At 41.2% G+C, this 17496-nt stretch carries 18 protein-coding genes; 2 read left to right on the top strand and 16 right to left on the bottom strand.

Annotation, left to right across the window (positions count from 1 at the left end; genetic code table 11):
- Positions 1-30: 30 nt before the first annotated feature.
- The 7 genes from EKC99_RS01915 to EKC99_RS01885 all read right to left on the bottom strand — a co-directional run bounded on the left by EKC99_RS01915 (position 31) and on the right by EKC99_RS01885 (position 6052).
- A complete protein-coding gene (locus EKC99_RS01915; protein WP_021093832.1) occupies positions 31-1077 on the bottom strand; it encodes a GerMN domain-containing protein in 1047 nt (348 codons plus the stop codon).
- Between the two features lie 90 nt (positions 1078-1167).
- A complete protein-coding gene (racE, locus tag EKC99_RS01910) occupies positions 1168-1965 on the bottom strand; it encodes a glutamate racemase (RefSeq protein WP_021093831.1) in 798 nt (265 codons plus the stop codon).
- Between the two features lie 110 nt (positions 1966-2075).
- Complete coding sequence (locus EKC99_RS01905; protein WP_032100525.1) at positions 2076-2291, bottom strand: helix-turn-helix domain-containing protein; 216 nt, start codon at positions 2289-2291, stop codon at positions 2076-2078.
- Between the two features lie 80 nt (positions 2292-2371).
- Positions 2372-2821, bottom strand: coding sequence for an acyl-CoA thioesterase (locus EKC99_RS01900; RefSeq protein WP_021093830.1), 450 nt, complete (start codon positions 2819-2821; stop codon positions 2372-2374).
- Between the two features lie 76 nt (positions 2822-2897).
- Positions 2898-3659 (bottom strand): succinate dehydrogenase iron-sulfur subunit, encoded by a 762-nt coding sequence (sdhB, locus tag EKC99_RS01895; protein ID WP_009361787.1) that lies wholly within the window; start codon positions 3657-3659, stop codon positions 2898-2900.
- Positions 3656-5416 (bottom strand): succinate dehydrogenase flavoprotein subunit, encoded by a 1761-nt coding sequence (gene sdhA, locus EKC99_RS01890; RefSeq protein WP_021093829.1) that lies wholly within the window; start codon positions 5414-5416, stop codon positions 3656-3658. Before sdhA ends, sdhB begins: the two co-directional genes overlap by 4 nt.
- Before the next feature lie 27 nt (positions 5417-5443).
- Complete coding sequence (locus EKC99_RS01885; RefSeq protein WP_006320322.1) at positions 5444-6052, bottom strand: succinate dehydrogenase cytochrome b558 subunit; 609 nt, start codon at positions 6050-6052, stop codon at positions 5444-5446.
- Between the two features lie 286 nt (positions 6053-6338).
- Here EKC99_RS01885 and EKC99_RS01880 point away from each other — a divergent pair, with 286 nt between their 5' ends.
- Positions 6339-6776 (top strand): YslB family protein, encoded by a 438-nt coding sequence (locus EKC99_RS01880; RefSeq protein ID WP_021093828.1) that lies wholly within the window; start codon positions 6339-6341, stop codon positions 6774-6776.
- Positions 6777-6779: 3 nt separating this feature from the next.
- Here EKC99_RS01880 and uvrC read toward each other — a convergent pair whose 3' ends face one another.
- From uvrC to EKC99_RS01845, 7 genes are all read right to left on the bottom strand, one after another.
- Positions 6780-8561 (bottom strand): excinuclease ABC subunit UvrC, encoded by a 1782-nt coding sequence (uvrC, locus tag EKC99_RS01875; RefSeq protein ID WP_163150236.1) that lies wholly within the window; start codon positions 8559-8561, stop codon positions 6780-6782.
- Positions 8554-9954: a glycosyltransferase family protein gene (locus EKC99_RS01870; RefSeq protein ID WP_163150234.1), complete on the bottom strand. Its 1401-nt coding sequence runs from the start codon at positions 9952-9954 to the stop codon at positions 8554-8556. The genes uvrC and EKC99_RS01870 overlap by 8 nt, the downstream gene beginning before the upstream one ends.
- Before the next feature lie 45 nt (positions 9955-9999).
- On the bottom strand, positions 10000-10914 hold the full coding sequence (locus tag EKC99_RS01865) for an FTR1 family iron permease (protein WP_021093825.1): 915 nt from the start codon (positions 10912-10914) through the stop codon (positions 10000-10002).
- An 18-nt stretch (positions 10915-10932) separates the two neighbouring features.
- Complete coding sequence (locus EKC99_RS01860; RefSeq protein ID WP_021093824.1) at positions 10933-11679, bottom strand: hypothetical protein; 747 nt, start codon at positions 11677-11679, stop codon at positions 10933-10935.
- A 76-nt stretch (positions 11680-11755) separates the two neighbouring features.
- A complete protein-coding gene (locus EKC99_RS01855) occupies positions 11756-12478 on the bottom strand; it encodes a glycosyltransferase family 2 protein (RefSeq protein ID WP_163150232.1) in 723 nt (240 codons plus the stop codon).
- The gene (locus EKC99_RS01850; RefSeq protein WP_163150230.1) at positions 12475-13917 is read right to left on the bottom strand and encodes an alkaline phosphatase family protein; all 1443 of its coding nucleotides are present in this window, start codon (positions 13915-13917) and stop codon (positions 12475-12477) included. The genes EKC99_RS01855 and EKC99_RS01850 overlap by 4 nt, the downstream gene beginning before the upstream one ends.
- A 168-nt stretch (positions 13918-14085) precedes the next feature.
- Entirely contained in the window at positions 14086-15276 is a 1191-nt protein-coding gene (locus EKC99_RS01845; protein ID WP_163150227.1) for an RNA-guided endonuclease InsQ/TnpB family protein, read from the bottom strand.
- Between the two features lie 91 nt (positions 15277-15367).
- Here EKC99_RS01845 and EKC99_RS01840 point away from each other — a divergent pair, with 91 nt between their 5' ends.
- A complete protein-coding gene (locus EKC99_RS01840; protein WP_163150224.1) occupies positions 15368-15535 on the top strand; it encodes a ribbon-helix-helix domain-containing protein in 168 nt (55 codons plus the stop codon).
- A gap of 51 nt (positions 15536-15586) precedes the next feature.
- Here the strand turns inward: EKC99_RS01840 and EKC99_RS01835 are convergent, their stop codons facing one another.
- Together EKC99_RS01835 and EKC99_RS01830 are read right to left on the bottom strand one after the other, a co-directional pair.
- Positions 15587-16507, bottom strand: coding sequence for a lysylphosphatidylglycerol synthase transmembrane domain-containing protein (locus tag EKC99_RS01835; protein ID WP_163150221.1), 921 nt, complete (start codon positions 16505-16507; stop codon positions 15587-15589).
- A complete protein-coding gene (locus EKC99_RS01830) occupies positions 16497-17444 on the bottom strand; it encodes an NAD-dependent epimerase/dehydratase family protein (protein ID WP_163150218.1) in 948 nt (315 codons plus the stop codon). Before EKC99_RS01830 ends, EKC99_RS01835 begins: the two co-directional genes overlap by 11 nt.
- Positions 17445-17496 lie beyond the last annotated feature (52 nt).

Genomic DNA, 17496 nt, shown 5'->3' with positions numbered 1-17496 from the left:
ATCTTTATATAGTATAGCAAAAAATTGGTTTCAAAAACTACCTGTGTTCACATTTTGCGGTCTTGTTACCGGTTCGGATAACGGTTTGCCACTTTCATCAACTAATTCCGCTTTTCCGTTCACTGTAATGGCAACGCTCTCCACTCCTGGCTGTTCTGTTAACGACAACACTAAACAATTGAGCACATGCGTCGACACAACGTTTTTCTCCACGCTGCCATAAATCGCTTCGTTAAAGTTTAACGTCACTTTTCCATTTTCATATTTTGGCGCTTCTAACAATTTTGCATCCGCTTGAAAATCGCTTAATAACCCAGAACCGTAGCTCGGTCCTTTAATCAGTTCATTCACAACTGCGGCTAACTCATCTTGTTCGCTATTCGGTACGCGTCTCGTTACCGGTACATAATACGTTTGTTTCCCGTCTTGCGCTAAAAAGTAGACGATGACCGGATGCGTATTCGTAATATCGACAACACCGTTCGTTTCAATGTTAATTCCGTCATCTCTACTTAGTTCGTCGCTAATTGGCGTTCCGTTGACCGGCATCATGTTTTGGTCATGGCCATTCATCCGAATTTTTACACGTTTCACATTATCAAATTGCGTCACTGTCCATGTGATTGCTTGTAAAATTCGCTTTTCATCTTCTGGACGATAATTCGCAAATTCTTTCGAAAAATCAATAACAAGCGTGCCATCTTGTTTTAAATTGACGCTTAACACTTGGGTGTCAGCTGGAAGAACGGCACGAAATCCGTTTGGCAACAGCTCTGAAATTGGACCATTTTCTACTAAATATTCGAGTACTTGTTTTGCAGCTGCGTTTGTTTTTGGCAAGGCAAACGTTTGTGGAACGACAAAGCCGTTTTTATCAATTAAGTACAATTCGCGTTGAACGGTTTCTGTCGCTTGTTCTTTTTGTGCTGCTTCTTTTTCTTGCAACGCTTGCTCGTCTTCTATATACGTTACATCTTTTGGCGGATCAATTTCCTTTGTTGCTTTTTCACCTCCAAACAGCCCACATCCTGACAGAATAAAAACAAACATTGTTACAATGATCCATACGCGGCGCATGGACTCCCCTCCTCACACGGTTTGTACTACTATGTATACGAGCCGTCCAAAAAAGTAGAACAAAAAATCCTTCGGCATATGCGAAGGATTTTAAAATAATTGGATCGTTTCGACATGTTCAATTGGATGACCGAACCATTTCGAAGCAATTTGTTGAAACATTTCTTTCGGTCCAGTCGTTAAAAATATATGTTCGCGACGTTTATTCCCCGTATAAAGCAAATCGCTATGATGCAAAATCGTGCTCACTTCCCGCGCTGTTTCATCGCCAGAACAAATAAGTTTCACGTGCTCCCCCATATATTGTTGAATCAGTGGACTTAAAAGCGGATAATGTGTACAGCCTAAAATGAGCGTATCAATCGGTCGATCTTTTAACGGTTGAAGCGATTCGGCGACAATTTGCTTTGCTTCTTCCCCTTCAAACTGTCCGCTTTCCACTAAAGGAACAAACTTTGGACAAGCTAAACTTTCTACTTTCACATCACTATTAATGGATTTTAGCGCTTGTTCGTACGCGCTGCTTTTCACCGTTCCGATCGTGCCGATGACACCGATATGATAGTTTTTTGTAATTTTTAACGCGGTACGAGCGCCAGGATGAATGACACCGATCACGGGAATGTTGAGCGTATCGCGAATTTCTTCTAGTGCGACAGCAGTTGCTGTGTTACATGCAATAACGAGCATTTTTATGTCATATCCAAGCAAATAGTTCGTCATTTCCCATGTAAATTGTCGAATTTCTTCCCGTGGTCTCGGTCCGTACGGACAGCGTGCTGTGTCTCCTAAATATACAATTTGTTCTTTTGGTAGTTGGCGCATCATTTCTCTTGCAACGGTTAATCCACCAACGCCTGAATCAATAACTCCAATCGGTCTTTCCAATGTATTCGCCTCATTCTTTGTTGATGTATGACAAAACATCTTTCATTATAACACACATCAAATCAATAGAAAACCGGCTTGCCTAAACTAAAAAGGCGAGCCGGTTCTCTTTATAGTTCAAGTTCTCCCATTCGAAGCAATTCAACAACAGCTTGTGAGCGCCCCTTTACCCCAAGCTTTTGCATTGCATTCGAAATGTGATTCCGAACTGTTTTTTCGCTAATGAACAGTTCACTAGCAATTTCTTTCGTCGTCTTGTCTTGCAACAACAGCTCGAATACTTCTCGTTCTCTTTTTGTGAGCAGCGGCTTTTGATTCAAGTGGATAACCCTCCTTGCTTTTACCAGACCGAAACGGATGGGTATATATTTAGTCAACATATCGTATGCAAGAAGGGAAATAACGGTTACATATTTTCAGCTAATCGCGCACGTGCGCTTTCGTCCCAAGCGACTCCTTTTCCTGTCGTTTTTGACATTTGCACCATCGTCCCACGCCCTGTAAATGCAATCGTTCCATCTTGTTTTTTCCCAACGTAATGTAAATCGACAGAAGAGTTACCGATGTGTGCGACTTTTACACCGATATGTAGCTGCTCACCAAAATATACTTGTTGTAAAAAGTCGCATTGTAAATTCGCCACAACCGGAATGGCATCATGTTCTTTCCCTAACCAATCGTTCATAAAGCCGAGATGTTCAAAAAATGCGATGCGCGCTTCTTCAAAATATACAAAAGGAACGGTATTGTTTAGATGGCCAAACATATCTGTTTCTGAAAAGCGAACGCGCACCGGATGAAAAAAAGAAAAACGTTGTTCCCATTCTTTCATATCGTCAATATAAGAGATTTTCACCTTCCCTCTCCCCCTCTACAAAAATTTAGCTAACATCAGAAACATAAGGCCGACTCTTTAAGAGCCGACCTTTTTGTTACACTTCATCGCTACCGAAGAAATTGCGGAACATTTGAATCGTTGCTGCGCGGTTCAATGCCGCAATAGACGTTGTGAGCGGAATGCCTTTCGGGCAAGATTGCACGCAGTTTTGTGAATTTCCGCAGTTCGCTAATCCACCATCACCCATAATCGCTTCAAGACGCTCCGCTTTATGCATTGCTCCTGTTGGGTGAGCATTAAATAAACGCACTTGCGAAAGCGGTGCTGGACCGATAAAGTTTGATTTACTATTCACGTTCGGACAAGCTTCTAAACATACACCGCACGTCATACATTTAGATAGCTCATACGCCCATTGCCGTTTGCGCTCTGGCATGCGCGGTCCTGGACCTAAGTCGTACGTTCCATCGATTGGAATCCATGCTTTTACTTTTTTCAACGAATCAAACATGCGGCTACGGTCGACTTGCAAGTCGCGAATGACAGGGAACGTGCGCATCGGTTCTAAACGAATCGGCTGTTCAAGCTGATCAACAAGCGCCGTACACGATTGACGCGGCTTGCCGTTAATCACCATCGAACAAGCGCCACACACTTCTTCTAAACAGTTCATTTCCCAAGCAACAGGCGTCGTTTTTTCCCCTTTCGCATTGACCGGATTGCGCCGAATTTCCATGAGCGCCGAAATAATGTTCATATTCGGACGATACGGAATGACAAACTCTTCTTCGTAAGGGGCTGTATCCGGACGGTCTTGTCTTGTGACAATAATCCGAATCGTTTTATTTTCGCTCATGATTTCACTTCCCCTTTCTTTTTCGTATAGTCGCGCTTGCGCGGTTTAATGAGTGATGTATCCACTTCGCGATAGTGGAATGATGGCCCGTCTGGCGTGAAGCTTGCCATCGTTGTTTTTAACCATTCTTCATCGTTTCGCTCAGGAAACTCTGGTTTATAGTGCGCTCCACGGCTTTCGTTACGGTTGTAAGCGCCAAGCGTGATGACGCGAGCTAGCTGCAACATGTTGTAAAGCTGACGTGTGAACGACGCACCTTGGTTGCTCCATTTCGCTGTATCGTTAATGTTAATGTTCTTATAACGCTCAAGCAATTCTTGAATTTTTTCATCTGTTTTTAATAGTTTATCATTATAACGAACGACTGTGACGTTATCTGTCATCCATTCACCAAGCTCTTTATGCAAGACGTAGGCGTTTTCTGTGCCGTCCATCGCCATAATTTGCGCCCATTTTTCTTGTTCTTGTTTTAAATAGCGTTCATATAACGAAGAAGGCATTGCATCTGCTGATTTTTCAAGCCCTTTCATATATTCAACTGCTTTTGGACCAGCTACCATTCCACCATAAATCGCAGATAATAACGAGTTCGCACCGAGACGGTTAGCGCCGTGCATCGAATAGTCGCACTCGCCTGCCGCAAACAATCCTTTAATGTTTGTCATTTGATCATAATCAACCCATAATCCACCCATTGAATAGTGGACAGCTGGGAATATTTTCATCGGTACTTTTCTTGGATCTTCACCCATGAACTTTTCATAAATTTCAATAATGCCACCTAACTTAATATCAAGCTCTTTCGGATCTTTATGCGATAAATCTAAATAAACCATGTTTTCGCCGTTAATACCGAGCTTTAAGTCGACACACACATGGAAAATTTCACGCGTCGCAATATCGCGTGGAACGAGGTTTCCGTAAGCCGGATATTTTTCTTCTAAGAAATACCACGGTTTTCCGTCTTTATACGTCCAAACTCGTCCGCCTTCTCCACGCGCTGATTCACTCATTAAACGAAGCTTATCATCGCCCGGAATAGCTGTCGGATGAATTTGGATAAACTCTCCGTTTGCATAATATGCACCTTGTTGATATACGATCGATGCTGCTGAACCGGTATTAATGATGGAGTTTGTTGACTTCCCAAAAATAATCCCTGGACCACCTGTTGCCATGATGACCGCATCTGCTGGGAACGCTTTAATCTCCATCGTTGTCAAGTTTTGTGCGACAATTCCGCGACATACTTGTTCATCATCTAAAACAGCACCTAAAAACTCCCAACTTTCATATTTTGTCACTAAACCAGCGACTTCGTGACGGCGCACTTGTTCATCAAGCGCGTAAAGAAGCTGCTGTCCTGTCGTTGCCCCTGCATATGCAGTACGGTGATGCTGCGTTCCACCAAAGCGACGGAAATCAAGCAATCCCTCTGGCGTACGGTTGAACATGACACCCATGCGATCAAGCAAATGAATAATGCCTGGGGCCGCTTCACACATCGCTTTTACTGGAGGTTGATCCGCTAAAAAGTCCCCACCATATACTGTATCATCGAAGTGTTCCCACGGAGAGTCCCCTTCTCCTTTTGTATTGACCGCACCGTTAATGCCACCTTGTGCACAAACAGAGTGAGACCGCTTCACAGGAACTAATGAAAATAAATCTACTTTTACGCCTGCTTCGGCAATTTTAATTGTTGCCATTAAGCCGGCAAGACCTCCACCAACAACGATAATTTTTCCTTTACTCATGTCTCCTCACTCCTTCAATGTTGTGGATTAAACGAATGCTAAAATCGCGCGTATACCAACGATCGAAAGCGCGACAAAAATCCCCATTGTCACGTATGTAGAAATTTGTTGTGAACGAGGAGTCACTGTAATACCCCAGCTAACAAAAAACGACCATAGCCCATTTGCAAAGTGAAATACCGCAGAAACGATTCCAACAATATAAAATGCAAGCATAAACGGGTTCGCAACGATGTTCGCCATCATATCATAGTTCACTTCCGCACCAAATGCAGCTTGAACGCGCGTTTCCCATACGTGCCAGACGACGAAAATGAGCGTAATAATCCCCGTTAAGCGTTGCAACATAAACATCCAGTTACGAAAATATCCGTAACGACTGACATTGTTTTGTGCCGTAAATGCGATATATAGCCCATAGATGGCATGAAATAATAGCGGAAGAAAAATAACGAAAATTTCTAAAAAGTAACGAAACGGTAGCTGCTCCATAAAAGCGGCCGCCTTGTTAAATGCGTCTGCTCCTCTTGTTGCAAAATGGTTAACAACTAAATGCTGTGTTAAAAACAGCCCGACTGGAATGACTCCGAGCAATGAATGGAGTCGACGATAAAAAAACTCTCGATTTTGTGCCATACATAACCCCCCTTGAAATTGTCATCTTCCTTTTCTATGAGCTCCCATCCGCATCTACTAGACAATGAACAATAGAAGTGTAAACACTTCCATTTCCATTGATCATTGTCACATTCATTGTACTCCCAGAATGTAGGAGCGTCAAGAAAAGGTGTTCACGAAATGTTCAATCATTTAAAATTTTAAAACAACTATACTTCTAGTGAAGTCCGAAATAAAAGAAAAGTCAATACTGTTTTTCATGTTGTTGTGCGCTATAATGAAAAAATAGAGAGGGGAATTGAACGTGAGCGGGCATGAACAGTGGAAACAAATGAATATTTCTGCTTTTAGCGACTTTTTATTTCGGCAAGAATTGTTGCCAAATTTGTTCGGAAAAGAAACGCCATTTATTTTGTATTGGGCAGGAAAAGATTTAGCGAGAAAATACCCGCTAGCTACAATCGATGATGTCATTGCTTTTTTTGAACAAGCGGGTTGGGGAAATTTATCGTTGCTTGAAGAGAAAAAAGATCAATGTGAACTTCGATTAGAAGGACCGCTCGTTGCGATGCGGTTCGATTATAGTGAAGAGTGCACATTTCAACTTGAGGCGGGCTTTCTTGCCCAACAGTTTGAACAGCAAAAAGGATATGTCACAGAAGCGTTTGAACAGCAAAAGCGGCGCGCTAAAACCGTTTTATTCACAGTCAAATGGGACCGAAAAGATGAAGCTGACCGATGACGGTCAGCTTTCGTACGTTTGAAGCGTTTCGTAAATTTTTTGTGCCACATGTTTTGGAATGTTCGCTTCTTGAAGCTGTTCAACCGTTGCCTCTTTCATTTTTTTAATCGATCCGAAATGTTGCAATAGCGCTTGTTTTCTTTTTGCACCAACTCCCGGAATTTGATCGAGAATGGAATGAAACGCAGATTTTGAACGAACTTGCCGATGAAATGTAATCGCAAACCGGTGCACTTCTTCTTGAATGCGCTGCAGCAAATAAAACTCTTGACTATTTTTCTCTAATGAAACGATGCTCGGTGGATCACCAAAAAGGAAATGGGACGTTCGGTGTTTCTCGTCTTTCACTAACCCAGCGATCGGAATTGATAACCCAAGTTCGCATTCCAACACTTCTTTTGCGGCTTGTATTTGCCCTTTTCCTCCATCGACAACAATGAGATGAGGGAGCGGTAAACGTTCACGTAATACACGAGTATAGCGTCGGCGAATGACTTCGCGCATCGACTCGTAATCATCTGCCCCTTGCACCGTTTTTATTTTATATTTACGATATTCTTTTTTTTCCGGCTTTCCGTCAATAAATACGACCATGGCGGCAACAGCGTCTGTTCCTTGAATGTTTGAATTGTCAAACGCCTCAATCCGATGAGGTGTCGGAATCCCGAGCGCTTCACCTAGCCGTTCAACCGCGCGAATCGTTCGTTCTTCGTCACGTTCAATTAAAAAGAACTTTTCTTGCAGCGCAATGTGCGCATTTTTACAAGCTAAATCAACAAGTTCTTTCTTTTTGCCGCTTTTCGGCTGTGTAACGTTCACATCGAGCAATTTCGCCGCCATTTCCCCATCGATTTCTCGTGGCAATACAACTTCGCGTGGCTTTAAATGATAATGTTTACTGTAAAATTGACCTAAAAACGTTAAAAATTCTTCTTCCGGCTCTTGGTACAGCGGAAACATCGACACGTTTCGTTCGATGAGCTTCCCTTGTCGAATAAAAAATACTTGTACGCACATCCATCCTTTATCGTACGCATATCCAAAAATGTCGCGATCAACGAAATCGTGTAAAATCATTTTTTGTTTTTCCATTAATGTTTCGATATACGAAATTTGGTCGCGGTATTCTTTCGCCCGCTCAAACTGTAACTGTTCCGCTGCTTCCATCATCTTTTCTGTCAATGTCTCTTTGACTTCTTTATAGCCGCCGTTTAAAAAGCGCGTAATTTGTTCAACAATTTGTTTATTTTCTTCTTCCGGTACGTGATATTCACACGGTCCTAAACATTGTCCCATATGATAATATAAACAAACTTTTTTCGGCATCTTCTCACATTTTCTTAACGGATATAAACGATCGAGCAATTTTTTCGTTTCATGTGCCGCTTGGGCGTTTGGGTACGGACCGAAATATTTCCCTTTATCTTTTTTCACCGTCCGAGTAATGATCAGACGCGGATGTGTTTCACCGGTAATTTTAATGAATGGATAGCTTTTATCGTCTTTTAACATGACGTTATATTTCGGATCGTATTTTTTTATTAAATTCATTTCTAAAATAAGCGCTTCTAAATCGGAAGATGTCACGATATATTCAAAATCAGCAATTTCATTCACTAAGCGAAGTGTTTTTCCGTCATGTGTGCCTGTAAAATAAGATCGAACACGATTTTTCAACACTTTCGCTTTTCCAACGTAAATGACTGTTCCGTGTGCATCTTTCATTAAATAGCAGCCCGGCTGATCGGGCAAAATCGCTAACTTTTCTTTTAATCGCTCATTCACGGTTTCCCTCCTCTCGCCATTCATATACTGTGATGCGCCCATATACAGGATCAGATAATAAGCTCGATTCATACGTCCGAATCGGGCGAATATATGGACGAACGTCTATCCCTTGCGCTTGAAACCCTTTGACGACATGATCAGTCACATACACTTTCGCATGTGAAAATGCGGCTTTGTCACGTTGAAAAACATGAAATGAAAACACACGTTCATGAGGAAAAGAAACACGTAAATACTCAAGAACACGCGTCTCTTCCCACGTAAATAAAATAAACGGTTGTTCTTTCTGTTCAAAATCATACGCCAACTGATACGTCGCTGGCAACTGTGTCGCTTGATTGTTTACCCCTTGTATGCCGATTACCGTTTGAGAAACGAGTAAAACGAGCATAACGATGAGGCGCATGCGCGATGTTGACTGAAGGGCGCTTACAAACAAAAAGAATGAAACGATGATGACAATCGGCAATATATGCCTCGGTTTTTCAATATTTTGCGCAAATAGCGCCCAAAGAAAATACGTCAATAAAAGTAAACGATATAAATTGGGAAGAAATATATGCTTCCACGTCATAAAGAACAAAATAGCAAAACAACTAAGTAGCCATACAGACTGCTTTGCCATGCCTGTCCAAATGATATTATAAAAAATAAGGAGATATACTCGCTGCCAAAACGGTGCCTCATCCGTTGAAACCGTTCCTCCCCATTGTGTAAAATGCCCTGTTACGAATGAAAAGGCAAGCTGCCAAAAACCTTCTCCTTCCGTTGCAGCTACTGCACTTATCCAAATGAATTGAAACGCAACCGCTACCAAACTGTATAACAAAAGCTGTGTCAAACGATACCTCCGCTTCCACCAAACATATAATATACCAACCCCAAAAGGAATGTACGATAAGCGAATACCAAGCATGATGCTAAATAATAATAACGGTAGCCATTGCACATGAACACGATCCGAGTGAAGCGCCCGTTCTAAACTCCACACATACCACCATAAAAGAGCGAGAGCACTCCCCTCCGACATCGGTTGTGAAACGATTAACATGACGTAGCTAAGCGATTGGACGAGTGCTGTCATGAAGAGCGCATACTTTTTTTCTACGTATGTTTTAGCAAGCAAATAAATTGGAATTATCGCACTCGTCATGAGTAATCCATTCCAAATCGCAAGCGCTTTAGCAGCATTGTCAACAAACGAATGAATGAGCATCCCGCCAAAAATAAAATACGGATATCCTGGAAAATGTGGTTGCATCGCAAGTAAATCATATCGATCGAGGGCGAGAGCAAAGTCCACTTCATCCCACGTTGCTGCAAATGGGCTAGCATAGACGAAATACGATGCGCATACGGTAAACAGCACGATGATTGAAACGATTCGCACAATAAAACCCTCCTAAGTAAAAAAGTACAAGGCTCCCCTTGTACTTTACATCACTTGTTGTTCAAGCACCTTCTCATTTTTTTCGTTTTTTTCTTCTTTCGCACCATAACGTGTTTTCACAAGTAAATAAATGACGACGAAATAACCAATATATGCTAACACTTCTTCAAGTGATGGCATCGATGAATAACCGAATAACGCCTTGAAGAAAATACCGACGTCGCCAGAAAGAATCGGTTCTTGTCCTGTGTCACGCACGAAATGTTCATGGTCAATCGGATGTTCCGGCATAAACCATGTAATATCGTACACGTGCGGCATGACGCTACCGATAATTTTTAAATCTTGCAACATCGAAATGCCTTGTACAAGCAATCCTGCTGCAATCAAAATGATAAATGCACCTGTGACTTTAAAAAACGTTTTTAACGGTACGCGCATCGTTCCTTTAAAGAACATGTAGCTGACAATAGCAGCGATCGTTAAACCGGTAATGGCTCCCCATCCTTGTACCGCTGCTCCGATGTTTCCACCTGTAATGGCAGCGAAGAAAAAGACCGTCTCCACTCCTTCGCGCAATACAACTAAAAATGAATGCATCACCATACCAAATACGTCCCCTTTAGACACGTATTTGCTCATTTTTCCTTCCATACTACTTTTTATATCTTTGCTATTTTCTGCCATCCAAAATACCATTTGCGTCAGCAAGATGGAAGAAATGAAGATGATGCTCACCTTTAAATATATTTCGCTTGCCATCGTGGAAAAACCAGTTAGCACGACTTGGAATAATAATGCGACAATCGCGCTTGCAAACACAGCTAGCCCTGCGCCAAGCCAAACATATTTCACATAACGTGATTGATCAATGCGCTTCAAATACGATGTAATAATTCCAACAATTAATAGCGCTTCTAACGCTTCACGAAACGTAATGAGCAGTGCTTGAACTTCCAACGCACGCGCCCCCTTTCTTTACTTCCGTTTTCTCGCGGCATACACGACAACCGCAACAATAACAGCGATAATAGCAATAATCGGAATCCAGTTTTTCACATCCGACAAATCCGTCCATTCCGTCTTTTTTGCCGCTGCTAATCGATCTAAATCTTCTTCAGTAAAATGACCCGTTTCAATATTTTCTAATTCAAATTGATCTTGCAACGCTTTCAAAATCGTTTGCTTGCTTTCTTTAAATTGATTGATGTTCGATTCTTTCTTTCCTACTCCAAACAATCCCGGATTTCCGAGCGATTGAAGGGCAACATCGAACTGTTGTTTTAATTTTTCATCTAACTCGGCATCGTTTTGTTGTACAATCGGGGAAAGAGCTTTATATGTAGCAAATGCTTTCGCTAATAAACGTTTGCTCGTATCGTAATTATCAAAGTTTTTTTCTACATTTTCTAAACGACGAGCAACGTTTAACACAAGCACTTTTTGCATTGCTGAAACGATCGTATCCTCATCTTTATTTTCAATCGCCTCTAAAATAATCGCAGACGGTTCTGGACCCATATGCATATCAATTTCTTTTTGCACCGTTTCATAAATTGCCTTCACTTCATCGAACTTTCCCTCTTGCGCTTTCGCGACCATCTCTTTATACGCTTCAGCAACCGCTTCTTCGTTCGGATCACCGTATGAGTAAGCGAACGAAGACATAGGGGCTGAAGTAAAAATTAATATCATTGATAAACAAAAAAATAAAAACTTTTTCACTCCGATCTCCTCCTTCGATGATAATGATAATAATTATCATGATTGTTGTCAAGAAAAAATGCTAGAGAATCTCTCTCTAGCGTTGTTGAACAGAGCGCATATACTTTCGTTTTACCGGACGGCACATTTCTTTCACGATCGCAGGAAGAACGTGTTTTAAGTAAGCTGTAAACTTAATAAACGACTGACCTGTTGTCCTCACTTGATATACAATCGGCACTTCTTTTAAGCGGAATCCTTTGCGAACTAAATTTAACGTCAATACTTGAGCGTAGTTGTAATCATGAATAATTTCCGCTTCTTCCATCGCCTCACGTGAAAAAGCCCGCATGCCTGATTGACCATCGTAAATCCATGTTTTTAATAAAATGGATTGAAGCAACGTAAACATATAATTTCCGATGCGGCGATGCCATTTCATCCCATGAATCGTTCCTAGAAAGCGAGAACCCATCGTATAATCCGCTTCTCCACATAAAATAGGCATGATGAGATCTGGGATTTGCTCTGGTGGATATTCATTATCTGCATCAATCATGACACCGATGTCGGCTTCAAGTTCGATGCATTGTTGTAAACCGGTACGTACAGCTGCCCCTAACCCACGATTTCGTTCGTGTCGATAAATGAAATCAGCTCCCGCCTGCTTAGCGACGTCAACCGTACGATCCGTTGAGCCGTCGTCAATCACTAATACGTATACGTTTATATTCGGTTGAATTTGTCTCGGAATACGACGAATGACTTCTCCAATCGCTTCCTCCTCGTTATGTGCAGGCAAAAATACAACGACTTTCATCTTTTTCCCTCTTTCTTCAGCGCTTCGACTAACACAGGGCCACGGCTATGGCTCGGATATGGAGCCCCTAACAAATAAGCAATCGTTGGGGCAAGGGAAACGAGGCTATGTTTTTCATCAATCCGCTTTCCTTTTTCGATCATCGGACCGTACATAAAAAATGGAACGTATCGTTCTCCTTCATCTAAATGGCCATGTCCACCAATGCCATCTGCTTGTCCATGATCTGCACAAACGATGAGCGTCGTGTTGTCCATTTTCCCTTGCTCATGCAACCACTCAACAAATTGTTGAATGAACCGATCAACTTCTTCAATTTTTTGCACATACTCATCATAATGTACACCGCGACTATGACCGGTTTGATCCGTTCCAATGAATTGAACGACGAATAAATGTAAATCTTGTTCGGCCATGATTTGTTTCGCCCGCTCCATAATGTTACGATCTGCCACATCGTTATGCATGACAGCTGTAACTGTTTCGACATCATTTCCTAGGGAATCGACAAGATGAGCGATACCGAGCACTTTTCCTTTTTTCCCTACTTTTCGAAGTGAATCAAAAATGCTTTCTACTCGAATACCTAGCTTCCATACCATATTTGAACGAATACCGTGTTCAAACGGATACGTTCCTGTAAGCATCGACGTAAAACAAACGACCGTCCGAGCAGGATATACTGTTTCCATTTGTGTAAAATCTGTTCCATTGGCACGGAGCGATTTTAAAAATGGAGCGTTTGCTTGTTCAAAACGATCTTTTCTCATTCCATCAATCACGAGGACGATGACGCGATCGCTCAACGGCTTATCATTTGGAGGCACATTGTTCGTATAATGACCGATCACTTTCGGCTTCCAGTCAAATAAATAGCGATGTAAAATAAATGACCATATAAAAACAAATGCGTAAAAAGCAATGAATGACGGAACATGTACATCATGTTGCATCCCGTATTCCCACATCGAAAGAAGAAGCAACACTTTCGGTAATTGCTCTTGCGCATTTCCGCTCGTAGAGTCACTATTTTTTAATACGAGTTTCCAAAAACGAGTGAAATTCAACCACGTTGTTCCAATGCGTAAATGATAATATAACGTCCCCCAAAAGAAGACGGTAAAAAAGAAGTAGAGACTGACAGCAAGCAAAAGTAAGCTCGTCGGAACGAAAGACCAAATCATTAAAAACATGACGTACGGAATCCATAAATAGTTACGTAAAAATAACGGATAGTCATATACGTAGTACAAAACGAAAAGAGGAATGGTAAGCAAGAAACTATAAAATAACTTTTCCCCTTCTTCCAACGTGATGCCATCAAATAAATGGAAAAGAACCATCGTTCCGATGACAAAAATCGGAGTAAATGGTTTTCCTTCATTTAATAAGTTCCAGCATCTTGCCGCTATTTTTTCAAACTTCGATGCTTTTTTCATGCTGCGTCCGTTACAGAAAACTTATAAGACTTTATAAGAAACTTATAAAAATCTATGTTTCCTTCCTTGTTCATCACGTCCGATTTCGCCAAAGCTACTCTCGTTTGTTTGACGCTCCGAAGGCTTAAATTCCCCACTAACGTATGGGTACATATCCATAGCTAGCGTTTAGTGCTGTGCGATGGATTGAACATAGTTTTTAAGGTTTATACTTGCATTGAAATCCCGATCTATTTCTATCCCACAAGTTTCACATCGGTACATTCGTTCGGATAGAGAAAGTTTCTCTTTTACATGACCGCATCGACTACACGTTTTACTTGAAGGATAAAATCGGTCTGCGAGTATAAACTGGATTCCATGCCATGCACATTTGTACGCCATTTGTCGTTTGAACTCGTGGAATGTTTGTTGTTGAATCGCTTTTGATAACTTTTTGTTTTTCAACATCCCACTTGTATTCAAATCCTCCATCACGACATACGCTGGCTTGGTTTTCACCAACGTTGTTGTGATGTAATGGGTATAGTTTAGCTGTATGTTCTTTAGCCTTCGTCGCCTTTTCAGAAGAAGGAATTCAAGTTTCTTGATGTTTTCCGTTTTGCTGTAACGGAATTCACCTCCTTCGGTTTGAACTTTGTTCATTTCGTATTTTCGTGACAGCTTTCTTTGTAGTCTTTTGATTTGTTTTTCAAGCTTTTTAACTTTAGGCATGTGATGGATATTAGAAAACGTCATACCGTTGCTGACAGTTGCAAGAGATTTAATTCCTACATCCACCCCAATGCCTTCGGTGTATGCGTCATGTTTCTGTTCGACTTCTTCTACACCAATTGTCAAAAACCAATGAAGTCCATCAAACACGATTCGTGGATTGACGTATTTCACCTGTTTTCCATATGGAATACGTCCTCGTTCCGCCAAACGAATCCAATTGAACTTTTGTTTGTTTTTCTTCTTGGACGGGGTGAGTTTTTCTAATTTTACGTGTGTGTCGGTCACTTTGATTTTAGCGGTGTCTTGATAAAAACTCGGGCGTGTTCGTTTTTTCGTTTTAAATTTCGGGAATTTCGTCCGTCCTTCAAAAAAGTTTTTGTAGGCAATACACGCATCTTTAATCGCTTGTTTCGTAATGTTGTTTGAGAATAGATTGAGCCAATGATACTCTTTCGTTTGTTTCAACTTCGTTAGCTTTTTTCTGATTTCACCGTCTTTCAAAAACTTTCCGCCTTGTTTGTAATTCTCTTGCTGTTGCGCTAATGCAAAATTGTACGCCCATCTGGCAACGCCTGCACATTGAAAAAGTTTTGTCTGTTGCTTATTGTTGGGCAGAAGCATGACTTTGTAGGTTTTAATCACAAATATCACCTCCTACATATTACTTTACTGCAAACTACAAGTAGTTGCAAGTATTTGAATGTAGTTATATAATACTTTAGGAGGTGATGTTATGAATAATCGTGGTCTTAAAAACAGAAAACCTATTTCAAACGCAGTAGATGTAAAAATCTATGAAGCGTTTGAAAAGTTAAGCAAAGAAACGAAAATTCCTAAATCGAAATTGCTTGATGAAGCGTTACAAGATTTGATTATCAAATACACAAGTTCTACCAAATAGGTGGGACTTTATAAATGTTGTATATGTTTTATAAAAATTTATAAAATTTCATTAACTGTTTACACCCTCCTTTCGAACGAATGTCCATAATGTCGGGGTGCGAAACCATACATATAGTCCGACGACATAAGAAAATGAAAATTTAAACAAATGTGTCACTAACGCAAGGGCGTATGCCTGTTCCCAATACGGATGAATGCGCGTTAACGCAAATGCCATAACGGCTTCATACGTAGCTAATCCTCCTGGAGTCATTTGAAATATTTGTCCTCCAACGGTCATACTATTTACCCATAACGATTGAGCAAATGAAAGTGGAAAGGCAACCATTTTCGCCATTTCAAACAAAACGACAGCTTCACATATCCAACTGAACACAATAGCAACAACAATTGGCACAAAGCGACGGCTTTTCCATATCATGTTCCAATGTTGTTTATGTTTTTGTAACCATGACAAATCGATGCGTCGAAGGACAAAAAACAAAACAACGAGCCCGCCAAAAATGAGGGGGAAAATCATGGCGGAACGGATAACGGTGTGCATATAAACGATTGCACCAAAAAAAGCAAAGAAAAACAAAACGATCAAGTCGAGAAGGCGTAATATAATAACAGATTCGGCAACAATCGTAAAAGGAATGCGATCTCTCCTTGCACATATCCCAATGCGGGCAACATCGCCCACTTTAATCGGAAAAATGTGATTAATAAATAAACTAGCAAATAATCCATCGACACACGTTTGAAAGCGAGCCTGAGGCAAATACCATTTCCATGCCATTGCACGCAAAACGAAGGCAAGCCCATACATCATGAACATATAACTTGCGTGCCCCGGTTGCGAAACAAGCTTATGCATAAGATTAAGCAACAGTTGTGCATTAAAATGTTGAACGGTCATCCATATAAATATGGCTATACATACAAAACTAATGAGCCGTATAACGATGTCGATTTGTTTATTTTTCATATTGCTTCGCCCATTCAATCGTCTTTGCTAAGCCTTCTCGTAACGATACATGCGGCTTATATCCGAGCTGTTCTTTCGCTTTCGTAATATCTGCCCATGTAGCGACGACATCGCCAAGCCGAGAAGGTTCGTAATGAATGCGCATATGTGGAAAATGGATGCGCAACTCCGCAAGCAACTCATTCATCGTCACCGGTTGACCAGCTCCAAGATTAAACACATCACTTGTTCCTTTTCGCTCTAGCGCTCGAATCATTCCGTCAACAATGTCATCAATAAACGTATAATCGCGAGCGGTATGTTCACCGTAAACGGTAATCGGCTCGTGGCGCAACAATTGACGAATAAATTTACTAATCGCCATATCCGGCCGTCCCCACGGTCCGTATACAGTAAAATAACGAAAAATCGTCATCGTGTACCCATACATATGTGCGTACGCATGACAAAACGATTCCGCACTATATTTTGCCGCTGCATACGGGGAAACGACTTGTCCATTCGCCATCTCTTCTTTTAATGGCTGAAATGCCCGGTCACCATACACAGACGAAGAAGAGGCGAATAACACATGTTCAACCTCCGCCTCTCCTGCTGCTTGTAATACGTTTACCGTTCCTTTTACATCATAATCAATGTACGTGAGAGGCGCTGCTAATGAAGGCTGCACACCAGGCAACGCCGCTAAATGAAACACAACATTCGGGCGATGATGTAAAAAAATTTGCTTGAGTGCATCTGACTGTAAAATATCTACATGATAAAAATGAAAAAAACCGACGTCTTTTATTTGTTGAAGCTGGCTCTGTTTCCGACACGTTGAGTAATATGGGTGGAAGTTGTCGATGACAACGAGTTCATGTCCAAGTTCAAGTATTTTTTTTCCGAGATGACTACCGATAAATCCTGCTCCACCTGTGATACATACTTTTGCCATTTGTTCGACTCCCTCATCGTTTATGCGCTACTATTGTATCACAATAAAAAAG

This window comes from Anoxybacillus sp. MB8 (assembly GCF_011006755.1).
Taxonomy (GTDB): Bacteria; Bacillota; Bacilli; order Bacillales; family Anoxybacillaceae; genus Anoxybacillus; species Anoxybacillus gonensis.
This window is presented reverse-complemented; position numbering and strand designations above follow the sequence as displayed.

Coding starts and splice junctions, on each gene's coding strand:
- sdhB (WP_009361787.1), bottom strand. CDS start 3,659: ATGAGCGAAAATAAAACGATTCGGATTATTGTCACAAGACAAGACCGT.
- EKC99_RS01885 (WP_006320322.1), bottom strand. CDS start 6,052: ATGGCACAAAATCGAGAGTTTTTTTATCGTCGACTCCATTCATTGCTC.
- EKC99_RS01830 (WP_163150218.1), bottom strand. CDS start 17,444: ATGGCAAAAGTATGTATCACAGGTGGAGCAGGATTTATCGGTAGTCAT.
- EKC99_RS01835 (WP_163150221.1), bottom strand. CDS start 16,507: ATGAAAAATAAACAAATCGACATCGTTATACGGCTCATTAGTTTTGTA.
- sdhA (WP_021093829.1), bottom strand. CDS start 5,416: ATGAGTAAAGGAAAAATTATCGTTGTTGGTGGAGGTCTTGCCGGCTTA.
- EKC99_RS01915 (WP_021093832.1), bottom strand. CDS start 1,077: ATGCGCCGCGTATGGATCATTGTAACAATGTTTGTTTTTATTCTGTCA.
- EKC99_RS01850 (WP_163150230.1), bottom strand. CDS start 13,917: ATGAAAAAAGCATCGAAGTTTGAAAAAATAGCGGCAAGATGCTGGAAC.
- EKC99_RS01855 (WP_163150232.1), bottom strand. CDS start 12,478: ATGAAAGTCGTTGTATTTTTGCCTGCACATAACGAGGAGGAAGCGATT.
- EKC99_RS01840 (WP_163150224.1), top strand. CDS start 15,368: ATGAATAATCGTGGTCTTAAAAACAGAAAACCTATTTCAAACGCAGTA.